The organism is Caproiciproducens galactitolivorans, from assembly GCF_026672255.1.
In the GTDB taxonomy this organism is placed as follows: Bacteria; Bacillota; Clostridia; order Oscillospirales; family Acutalibacteraceae; genus Caproiciproducens; species Caproiciproducens galactitolivorans_A.
Window position 1 is genome coordinate 113543 of sequence record NZ_JAPOHA010000002.1, and the last position, 10810, is coordinate 124352.

At 48.8% G+C, this 10810-nt stretch carries 10 protein-coding genes; 8 read left to right on the forward strand and 2 right to left on the reverse strand.

The window, feature by feature from the left end; translation table 11 throughout:
- Positions 1–159 precede the first annotated feature (159 nt).
- Positions 160–2223 carry a methyl-accepting chemotaxis protein gene (locus OUY18_RS02195; RefSeq protein ID WP_268057076.1) on the forward strand — a complete coding sequence of 688 codons (2064 nt, stop codon included), beginning with the start codon at positions 160–162 and terminating at the stop codon, positions 2221–2223.
- 125 nt (positions 2224–2348) lie between these two features.
- Here OUY18_RS02195 and tnpA read toward each other — a convergent pair whose 3' ends face one another.
- Both tnpA and OUY18_RS02205 read right to left on the reverse strand, forming a co-directional pair.
- Positions 2349–2795 carry an IS200/IS605 family transposase gene (tnpA, locus tag OUY18_RS02200; protein WP_268057077.1) on the reverse strand — a complete coding sequence of 149 codons (447 nt, stop codon included), beginning with the start codon at positions 2793–2795 and terminating at the stop codon, positions 2349–2351.
- A 203-nt stretch (positions 2796–2998) separates the two neighbouring features.
- Positions 2999–4531 (reverse strand): YifB family Mg chelatase-like AAA ATPase, encoded by a 1533-nt coding sequence (locus OUY18_RS02205; RefSeq protein WP_268057078.1) that lies wholly within the window; start codon positions 4529–4531, stop codon positions 2999–3001.
- A gap of 161 nt (positions 4532–4692) precedes the next feature.
- Between OUY18_RS02205 and dinB the strand changes: the two genes are divergently transcribed.
- The 7 genes from dinB (at position 4693) to OUY18_RS02240 (ending at position 10797) form a co-directional block, all read left to right on the forward strand.
- Positions 4693–5907 (forward strand): DNA polymerase IV, encoded by a 1215-nt coding sequence (dinB, locus tag OUY18_RS02210; RefSeq protein WP_268057079.1) that lies wholly within the window; start codon positions 4693–4695, stop codon positions 5905–5907.
- Positions 5908–6058: 151 nt separating this feature from the next.
- Positions 6059–6649, forward strand: a complete 591-nt coding sequence (locus tag OUY18_RS02215) for a sigma-70 family RNA polymerase sigma factor (RefSeq protein ID WP_268057080.1) — start codon at positions 6059–6061, stop codon at positions 6647–6649.
- Between the two features lie 108 nt (positions 6650–6757).
- Positions 6758–7033 carry a zinc-ribbon domain containing protein gene (locus OUY18_RS02220; protein ID WP_038323857.1) on the forward strand — a complete coding sequence of 92 codons (276 nt, stop codon included), beginning with the start codon at positions 6758–6760 and terminating at the stop codon, positions 7031–7033.
- A 155-nt stretch (positions 7034–7188) separates the two neighbouring features.
- Positions 7189–7392 (forward strand): DUF1858 domain-containing protein, encoded by a 204-nt coding sequence (locus tag OUY18_RS02225; RefSeq protein ID WP_268057081.1) that lies wholly within the window; start codon positions 7189–7191, stop codon positions 7390–7392.
- A 118-nt stretch (positions 7393–7510) separates the two neighbouring features.
- Positions 7511–8215, forward strand: a complete 705-nt coding sequence (locus OUY18_RS02230; protein WP_268057082.1) for a class I SAM-dependent methyltransferase — start codon at positions 7511–7513, stop codon at positions 8213–8215.
- Positions 8212–8982, forward strand: coding sequence for a Nif3-like dinuclear metal center hexameric protein (locus tag OUY18_RS02235; RefSeq protein ID WP_268057083.1), 771 nt, complete (start codon positions 8212–8214; stop codon positions 8980–8982). The genes OUY18_RS02230 and OUY18_RS02235 overlap by 4 nt, the downstream gene beginning before the upstream one ends.
- Before the next feature lie 24 nt (positions 8983–9006).
- Complete coding sequence (locus OUY18_RS02240) at positions 9007–10797, forward strand: Rqc2 family fibronectin-binding protein (protein ID WP_268057084.1); 1791 nt, start codon at positions 9007–9009, stop codon at positions 10795–10797.
- Positions 10798–10810: the final 13 nt, after the last annotated feature.

Consider the following 10810-nt stretch of genomic DNA (forward strand, 5'->3'; position numbering starts at 1 on the left):
AAAATAAGGGGAATTTTGGTTTATTTTGATTAATCTTTTTCAAATGCTGTCGATATACCTATTATAGAAAAGTGCTTGAATTTTGCACAGCATGCGAAAGGATGCGTACCTTTTCTTGTACTGTATTGTTAGTTACAACCGGGAAGGAACGTGGGATGAATGAACAAAAAGGGAAAAAAGAAAAGTTTAAAAAGAGCGCTGCTCTTCGGAATGGTAGGGCTTACCGCATCGATCAGTATCGTTTGCAGTGTAGCAAACGGGTTCATGATCTATCAGAACTGTAAAAACAATATGGTTTCCATGGTGCAGTCGAATGCCACTTCCTATGATGAAGCCGTTAAAAATGCAATCGATGTATTCAAAATAAAAGCGGAAGCCATTGCCAGTGAAAGTAAGCTCACGGATGCAACGGACCCGGCCGCTCAAAAGGCGCTGTTTGAAAAACTCAGCCAGCAGTATGGCTTTAAAGACATTAATGTAGCGGATGAAAAGGGGAAAACGACCAATAATACCGATATCAGCGACCGCGATTATTTCCAAAAAGCCATGACCGGTCAGACCTGTATTTCCAGTACCGTTGTGCGAAAAACCGATTCCAGCGTTGTTATGTTTATAGCAGCCAAAATTAACAACGGCACAAATTTTAATGGGGTCGTCTATGCCTGCTTGTCAAGCGATACCTTTACAAAAATGATTGATAACGTGACCGTTGGTAAAAAAGGATACGGATTTATAGTCGATAAAAACGGAACCATTATCGCGCATAAAGACCGAAACAATGTTAACAACTTTGTCAATTATCTTAATCAGGCGCAGAAAGATCATTCTTATGACAGTATTGCCTCCGTTGTCAAGAACATGACGGCGGGTAAAACAGGAAGCGAATCGGCGACCATCAACGGCGTTCGTCAGCAGATTGCTTATTGCCCGATTCCCAATACGGACGGCTGGTCTTTGGGTGTAAGTGCGGATTACAGCGAGATGATGCATTCTTATTATGCGTCCATTTTTATTACCGGTATCTTGCTGTTGCTGTTCATCCTTTCTACCTGTTTCTTTGCTGTTCGGATTGCAAATCCGATTACAAAACCGATCGAGAGCCTTGTGCATCGCATTGAGCTGCTTGCGGAAGGCGATCTGCATTCCGAAGTCCCCGTTATCCGCAGCCGCAATGAAATCGGCATTTTAGCGGATACTTTTTCGAAAACAATTGATATCCTTACGAGATATATCGGCGAAATTGCCGTTGTACTGGACAGCCTTTCGCACGGCGATTGCACGGTGAAAACCGAGGAGGATTATAAAGGCGACTTTGTTTCCATTAAAGATTCGCTGAACGCAACCATAGTGAATCTGAACCGTATGTTTGCGAATATTGACCAGTCTGCGGACCAGGTGGCCTGCGGTTCGGATCAGGTTTCGAGCGCCGCGCAGGCGTTGTCGCAGGGAGCTACGGAACAGGCCAGTTCGATTCAGGAGCTTTCCGCGTCAATTACCGAAATTGCCGGAGAAGTCAATAAGAGCGCCGATCATTCACAGCAGGCAAGCCAATATTCTCTTGAAGCCTCCGATGAGGTGGAGCGCGGAAATGAACATATGAGGCAATTGGTGGACGCAATGGCGGAAATCAACGAATCCTCCCAGCAGATTGAAAAGATTATCAAGACGATCGAGGATATCGCCTTCCAGACCAACATCCTTGCTCTGAACGCTGCGGTTGAAGCGGCAAGGGCCGGTTCGGCGGGAAAAGGATTCGCTGTTGTCGCCGATGAAGTCCGCAATCTTGCAAGCAAGAGCAGCGAGGCGGCGAAAAATACCACTACGCTGATTCAAAATTCGATTCAAGCTGTGGAGAACGGTTCCCGGATTGCACATGAAACCGAAGAATCCCTCAACGCAATTATCGGAAAGGTAAAGAGTGCAACCGAACTGATCGGTGAGATTTCCAGATCCTCCAAAGACCAGGCGTCTTCCATCAATCAGATTACCTTGGGGGTCGATCAGATTTCCGCAGTTGTGCAGACGAATTCCGCCACTGCCGAGGAAAGTGCGGCAACCAGTGAGGAATTAAGCGGCCAGGCACAGCAAATGAAGGATATTTTGTCTATGCTGAAACTGAAGGATGTTTCCGGTGAAATCCAGCATGGCCCGACCGGTGAAACGAATTTCCCCGCAGCAGAATCCCCAAGCCGGAATACATATAACACTTCGGATAAATATTAATAATCGATAGTCAATACCACCCGTAAAACGGGTGGCCTGAACGAGCCCTAAAAGGGCATAAGATTGCCAGCGCCTAAAAGACGCTGGCTTTCACTTTGTTCAAGCCGTAGTGGATTGAATACCGGCTAACCCTTAAAAGGGTCTTGGTATTCCTTTGTTGTTAACTTATCCTCAATGAGGTCCTGCTTTTCCTGATCTCGGATATATTTTGCTATAGTTGCCTCATTGAGCCCAACCGTACTCACGTAATATCCTGTTGACCAAAAGTGCTTGTTGCCAAACTTGTATTTCAGATTTCCATGTTTCTCAAAAATCATAGTTGCTGTCTTTCCTTTGAGGTATCCCATGAAACTTGAAATATTGTGTTTTGGTGGGATAGACAGTAAGAGATGGATGTGATCTGGCATCATGTGTCCCTCTATGATTTCTACGCCTTTCCATTTACACAAGTCTTTTATGTCTTTTTGAATATCTGCCCTCAACTGGTTATAAATGATCTTTCTGCGATATTTGGGGGTGAAAACGATATGATACTTGCACACCCATTTTGTGTGTGCTAAACTGTTTGCCATAGAGCATCACCTTTCTTCTGCTTTTTGACGGCTTGAACACTCGTCATTATACCAGAAAGGTGATGCTCTTTTCTTAAGCTTTTAATCTCACGCGCGTAGCGCGCGGGTTTTTCTTTTTCAAACGGCAAGACGTTTGAAAAACCTGCTAAAGCAGACTAAAAGGAATCCCCCGTAACTTCACAAGTGAAGTTGCGGGGGATGTTCTATAATTCTTTCGTCCAGTATTTTCGGTCCAGACTTCGGTACTGGATTGCTTCGGCAACATGCCTTGGTTCAATCTCCTCACTTTTGTCAAGATCCGCAATCGTTCTGGAAACTTTCAGAATTCTGTCGTACGCCCGGGCGGAAAGGCCGAGCTTCTCGAACGCTTTTTTAAGAAGGTTTCGGCCGGGGTCGCTAAGATGGCAAACCTCATGGAGAATATCCGGTGTAATGCGGGCATTGCAGGCGATGGCGGTGCCTTTAAAGCGCGCATTCTGTATGCTTCGGGCTTCATTGACGCGGGCTTTAATCACACTGGAGCTCTCCGCTTTTTCATCCGAACTGATTTCATCAAATTCGACGGGGGGAACCTCGATATGTAAATCCAGCCTGTCTAAAAGCGGCCCGGAAACGCGGGAAAGATAGCGGGAAACCGCATGGGCGGAACAGGTACAGGGCTTTGTCGGATGCCCGAAATATCCGCACGGACAAGGGTTCATGGCCGCGACAAGCATGACGGTACAGGGGTAGGAAATGGTTCCGTTGACGCGGGAGATCGTCACTTTTCCGTCTTCAATCGGCTGGCGCAGAACCTCCATTGCGCTGCGTGAAAACTCCGGCAGCTCGTCCAGAAACAGAACGCCGTTATGGGCGAGCGAAATTTCCCCGGGGCGCGGGATGCTTCCGCCGCCGGAAAGGCCGGCGGGGGAAACCGTGTGGTGCGGCGCGCGAAACGGACGGGTTTGGATTAAAGAGGCTCCGTCCGGTATTGCGCCTGCTATCGAGTGTATTTTTGTTGTTTCGATGATTTCTTCGAAAGTCATGTCCGGCAATATGGAGGGCAGCCGTTTCGCAAGCATGCTTTTGCCCGCGCCCGGGGAACCGATTAAAAGAACATTGTGCCCGCCCGCTGCCGCTATCTCGAGCGCACGCTTGGCTTCAAACTGACCGCGCACTTCCGAAAAATCCGGGAGCGGGACCGGATTTGAAAGAGTATCCTCCCGTTTAACGGCAGGAAGGATTTCTTCCTGCCCACTTAGATGCCTGAGAAGCGAGGGCAGATCGCTGACGGGGTAAACGGTCATTCCTTCGACAACAACCCCTTCGGGGGAATTTGCCGCCGGAATATAGAGCTTTTTGTAGCCGCTTTTCTGTGCCTGTATCGCCATCGGAAGAATTCCGCGTACGGGCCTTGCCTCGCCGTTCAGGGAGAGTTCCCCGATGAATACACTGTCATCCAGATTAGCGTCAAGCTGGCCGCTGGCCTTCATAAGGGCAATAAAAAGCGGCAAATCGTAAATAGGCCCTTCCTTCCGTTTATCTGCCGGTGCAAGATTTACCGTTATTTTATGTACCGGAAACTGAAAACCGCAGTTTTTCATAGCGGAACGGACTCTGTCGCGCGATTCCCTTACGGCGGCGTCCGGAAGGCCCACTACTTCAAAACCGGGAAGCCCAACGCTTACGTCGGCTTCCACCGCAACGACGAAAGCCTCCATGCCGTACAGCCCCATACTGTAGGAACGAGATACCATTGCCTTCCCTCCCAAAATCGAATAAGGTTATTATACTATATAAGAATTGCAATCGCAAATTTATGTGAATAGGGAGTGATTTTTGCTCTTTACGGAACATAAGTTCTGATGTATAATGAATGAGGAAATTGAAATCATGTAGTGGGAAAGGGAGGCTGAAAATGGAACGGATCATACTGCACTGTGATTTGAATAATTTTTTTGCCTCCGTTGAATGCAGGGATCATCCGGAGCTGAAAGACCGGCCCATTGCCGTTTGCGGCAGTGTGGAGGACCGGCACGGGATTGTCCTTGCCAAAAATGAACCGGCAAAGCGTTTCGGCATAAAAACGGCGGAAACCGTCTGGCAGGCAAAAAAGAAGTGTCCCGATCTTTTTATTGTGCCGCCGCATTTTAACCGATACTACTATTTTTCAAAGTTCATAAAACAAATTTATCTTTGCTATACGAATCAGGTGGAATCTTTCGGAATTGATGAATGCTGGCTGGATGTTACCGGAAGCACGCGCCTTTTCGGCAGCGGAACGGATATTGCCGAGGAAATTCGGGCACGCACAAAAGCAGAAGCCGGGCTGACGGTGTCCGTCGGCGTAAGCTTTAATAAAATTTTTGCCAAATTGGGAAGCGACCTGAAAAAGCCCGATGCCGTAACGCAAATCAGCCGTGAGAATTTCAAGCAAAAAATATGGCCTTTGCCGGTGGATGCGATGCTCGGTGTGGGGAAAAAAACGGCCAAACGCCTGAAAGAATTGGGTATCCGGACAATTGGCGACCTTGCCGCGGCGGATTTGAAATACATGGTATCGATTTTCGGAAAATCCGGGCAGGATATGTGGAGGAATGCAAACGGCCTTGATCTGTCCGAGGTTTCGGCGGCCGATGCGGACCCCGCGCCCAAAAGCATTGGAAACAGCGTTACCTGCGTCCACGATTTATTCGATATGGAAGAAGTATGGCCGGTCCTTCTGCACCTTTCGGAGAAGATTTCCCGCAGAATGCGCGACGCCGGCGTGATCGCTTCGGGTATCCAGCTTTCCGTTAAAGACAGCCGTCTGCACGTTACACAGCATCAGGTGCATTTTTCCGCGCCGACACGCCTTACGATGGATCTGGCCGCCGCGGCGAAGGAAATGTTTTTGAAAAACTATACCTGGAAATCCCCCGTCCGCGCTTTGGGAATCAGCGGATTTGCCCTGGTTCCCGAATCCGAAATGCAGCAGGCATCCTTTTTTCAGAATATCCTGCAAAATGAAAAGAATGAACGGCTGGAAAGCGAGATGGAAACCCTGCGGGAAAAATACGGGAATGCATCCATCACACGCGCCGCGTTGATGACATCCATGCCTCTGCCCGGAAGCCAAAACCATGAGAAATAGAAAACTTGTTGAGAATTTAACGGTTTCAAAATATCTTTTTATAAAATAAAACAAATATTTAGCTTCAAAAGCAAAATATTTGTTGACTTAATAGACACAATGAGGTATGATATATCCAGTGTTTAATTAATGTAGCCATGAGGTGTTGGGCTTGGTTGATAATGACCATTTTAATAAAATGGCAGATTATACCGACAATCAGCTTGCTGACCTTGTGAGCGATGGAAATTCAGATGCTTTTGTTGAACTGACCGCGCGTTACATGTCGTTAATCAGAGTAAAGGCGGCGCCGTTTCGCAGTACGATGCTTGAAGCCGATGATTTATGCCAGGAGGGTCTGTTGGGCCTTTTGAATGCTGCGCGTACTTATGACGTGTCCGGGAAAGCCGGTTTCAGAACTTATGCCGGTGTTTGCATTCAAAATCGTATCATTATGGCGTATCGTACATCCGGACGTAAAAATCTGCCTCTCAATAATGCCGTTTCTTTAAATGACGACGGGGCGCACGTGGATATATCGAATTGTGCCGTAGATCCGGAAACATTGCTGATGGACAGTGAAAGTTTTAAAGCAATGCAGCAGTGTATTCGGCAATTGCTCTCCAAATTGGAACAGCAGGTTCTGATGCTTTATTTAGGCGGTTGCAGCTATAGTGAAATCGCTGAAAAACTCAGGGTGACCTCTAAGGCAGTTGATAACGCTTTACAGCGGGTTCGGCTTAAACTGAAACAACTGCTTTAGTAAAAACTAAATATGCCCAGGTAGCTTAAGTAGAGCGTTGGTAATCAAAGGCGTCGGTGCGAATCCGTCTATGGGCAAATATCTTTATCCAAAAGCGAGGTAAATTAAATGTACGAAGACAAGACTCTCATCTGCAAAGAATGTGGCGCTGAATTTGTATTCACCGCCGGTGAGCAGGAATTCTATGCTTCCAAAGGCTTTGTAAATGAGCCGCAGAGATGCAAGGCCTGCCGCGATGCTCGTAAAAATGCTGCTAAGCCTGAGCGCGAGATGTACACAGCCATCTGCGCAAGCTGCGGCAAAGAAGCAAAGGTCCCCTTTAAGCCGCGTGAAGACCGTCCTGTATATTGCAGCGAGTGCTTTGCAAAGATGAGGGAAGAATAAGCATATATTCCTTATTCGAGACCAGGGTACCCCGGATTTTTATCCGGGGTATTTTTTATAGGAAATCGGCGGGAAAACAGAAATGTATTGCAATGCCGGAATACGGGTATTATAATAGACATGAAAAATATGCAGAATGCTGGAGGATGAAAATCATGGCAGTTATAACAAAAGATACAATTATCGGAGATATTCTTGATATTGACAAAACTACGGCGCCGTTCTTTCTGGAAATGGGAATGCATTGTCTCGGCTGCCCTTCTTCACGCGGAGAAACTTTGGAGCAGGCCTGTATGGTACACGGCGTAGATGTGAATGAGTTGGTGGACAAGCTGAACGCACATATTTCTGCCAAATAATCCCGATAAAATCAATACGATCTTTTCTTTCTGTGTGAATATGGCCGTCCGTCAATTAAGTTGCCGGGCGGCAATTCGTTGTTTGGAATGATAACTGCTTCGATAGGAGGTTTGCTTTGTGGGTCTGCATCCCTTATTTACACTTGGCGGAAGGCTACAGCTTTGCGCTTCCATGGTACGAGACCAAACCACGCTGGCGGATATCGGAACGGATCATGCCTATCTTCCGATTTGGCTTGCAAAGCAGGGGCTTGTTTCCAGAGCGATTGCCTCCGATGTCCGGCCCGGGCCGCTGAAGACGGCGGAACAGAATATCCTCCGGTACCGTGTGCAGGATATTGTTTCCACCCGGCTTTCCGATGGGCTTCAGGCGATTTTGCCGGACGAAGCGGAGGATATCGTTCTGGCCGGAATGGGCGGCGAACTGATGAAACAGATTCTCTCTGCCGCGCCTTGGGTGAAGGAGGAGCATAAAAGGCTGATTTTGCAGCCGATGACCTCCATCCCGCAGCTTCGCGGTTTTCTGGCGGAGCGGGGCTTTGCCATCCTGCGGGAACAGGCGGTTATGGAAGAAGACCATGCCTATACGGTCATGCTTGCCGGTTATCGGCCGCAGGAAGTGAGTACGGACGCACTGTATCCCTACATTGGGAAACTCGACGCCAAAACGGCGGACAACCGGGAATACATGCGACGGCTGGCTGCGAATTTAGAAAAAAAAGCGCGCGGATTCCGCATTTCCGGTAAAAACGAGGACGCGGATGCGTTAAATGCAATCATCGGGAAGATCAAAGAAATCACGGAAAAGGGGGAAAGGCAATGATTTTTGCGGGTGACATCTACGACTTTATCGACGGTATAGCACCGTTTCATACGGCAATGGGTTTTGACAACCCCGGCCTGCTGGTAGGCGGACGCAATACGCCGGTTCAGGCGGCGCTACTCTCGCTGGATATTACCCCCGCAGTTGTCCGGGAAGCGAAGGAACTGCAGGCCGATTTAATCATCAGCCACCATCCGGTGATTTTTCATCCTTTGAAAAGAATCGATGCGGATACCGCACCGTACCTGCTTGTAAAATTCGGTATCGCGGCGATCTGTGCCCATACGAATCTCGATATGGCTGCGGAAGGGGTCAATACCTGCCTTGCAAAAAGGCTGCGGCTGAAAAATATCCGGATGTTGAAAGAATATGAAAATACGGGTCTGCCGGAAGCCCTCGCGGGGGAAACGGAGCAGGAATATTCTCCCCGGGCGTTCGCCGGGTTTGTAAAGGAAGTTCTCGGCTGCGACGGGCTTCGCTATACGGACGGAGGCCGTCCCATTTCCAAAGTGGGCCTTTGCAGCGGAGGCGGGGCGGATCTGGTTTATGATGCGGCCCAATACGGATGCCAGGCCTTTGTTACCGGCGAGAGCAAGCATAATATTCTGCTTGATGCCGAAAATATGGGGATAACGCTGGTGGACGCCGGGCATTTCTACACAGAAGATGTCGTGATCGGACCTTTATTGGAGAAGCTGCAAAGCCAATTCCCGAAAGTCCGCTTTACAAAATCAAAGCAGATGCATAGTCCGGCGCATTTTATATAATGTACCTGCACAGGAGGAATTCGAATGGCTCTTGACGGAGCTTTTTTAAGCCATATAAAAAAAGAAATCGAAGAAACCGCGCTTGGCGCCAAGTTGGATAAAATTTATCAGCCGAACAAGGAAGAAATGGTTTTATCCTTTCGCACCCGAAGCGACACCATGAAGCTTCTGATGTCGGCGAGGGCGAACAGCGCGCGGATTCATTTTACCCGGTATGTTCCGGAAAATCCGAAATCCCCGCCGATGCTTTGCATGCTTCTGCGCAAGCGCCTGATCGGGGCGCGCCTTGCGGCGATTCGCCAGCCGGGGCTGGAGCGGCTGCTGTGCCTCGATTTCGACGCGGTGAACGAGTTAGGCGATCCGGTTCGACTGACGCTGGTTATGGAAATCATGGGGCGGTACAGCAATATTATTTTCGTCGATGAAAACGGAAAAATCATTGATGCTTTAAAGCGCGTCGATGCGGAGATGTCTTCCGAACGCCTTGTTCTGCCGGGGCTGACCTATCAGCTTCCGCCGCCGCAGAACAAGCTTTGCCTGTTGCAGGCTTCCCTACAGGAAATTGAGGACCGCTTGCAGAGCATTCCGTCCGATATGGAGCTTTCCAAGGCGTTATTGAATTCTTTGCAGGGCGTTTCGCCGATCGTCTGCCGGGAGCTTGCGTATTTAACCGGCCGGGGCAGCGATATTACCATAAAAACCATGACAGAGCAGCAGCGTGACCGGCTCTTTTTCTTCCTCGGAAGAACGGCCGAAACCGTGAAGAACAGGGATGGAAAACCCTATATGGTCATCAGTCCCACGCAGAAGCCGATCGATTTTTCTTTCCTGAATATCGAACAATACGGCTTGACCGCCGTGGTAAAACCGTATGCATGTTTTTCTGAACTGCTGGATGCTTTTTATACCGAAAGGGATCGCATTGACCGCATGAGGGTGCGTTCCCAGGATTTGCTGCGCATTTTAACGACGGCGTCGGACCGGCTGAGCCGGAAAATCAACCTTCAGCGCGCGGAACTGTCCCATTGCGCCGAACGGGATCAAATGCGTATCTGCGGCGATCTGATTAACGCCAATTTATATACGATTCCCAAAGGCGCTCCGTTTGCTGAATTGCAGAATTTTTACGATGAAAATCTGCCGCTTGTAAAAATCAAGCTGAACCCCGCGCTTTCCCCGTCGCAGAACGCGCAGAAATACTATAAGGAATACCACAAAGCCAGCACGGCGGAAAAAATGCTGACGGTTCAGATTCGGCAGGCGGAGCAGGAACTCGATTATATTGATACCGTGTTTGAGGAACTTAGCCGCGCGGCGACGGAACGGGACCTGTCCGAAATTCGGGCCGAGCTGACGGAGCAGGGCTATATCCGCGCGCCGAAAGGCCGCCAAAAACAGCCTGCGCCCATGGGCCCCATGGAGTTTATGTCCTCCGACGGCTTCCAAATCCTTGTGGGGCGCAATAACCGCCAGAACGACCGTCTAACCTTAAAACAGGCGAACAATAACGATATCTGGCTTCATACGAAGAACATACCCGGATCGCACACTATCGTTGTAACGCAGGGGCGCAGTGTGACCGAAACCGCGATTTACGAGGCGGCGGTTCTGGCGGCGTTTTACAGCCGGGGAAAGGAATCCTCCAAAGTTCCTGTGGATTATACGGAGGTTCGCCATGTCAGCAAGCCACAGGGCGCAAAGCCCGGAATGGTCATTTATGTGAATTATAAAACCATATACGTAAATCCCGACCCCGATTTCATAGATTCTCTTAAATCAAATTTTAATGGTAAACCGATGGAATCCATGCTATAATATGGGACAAGTA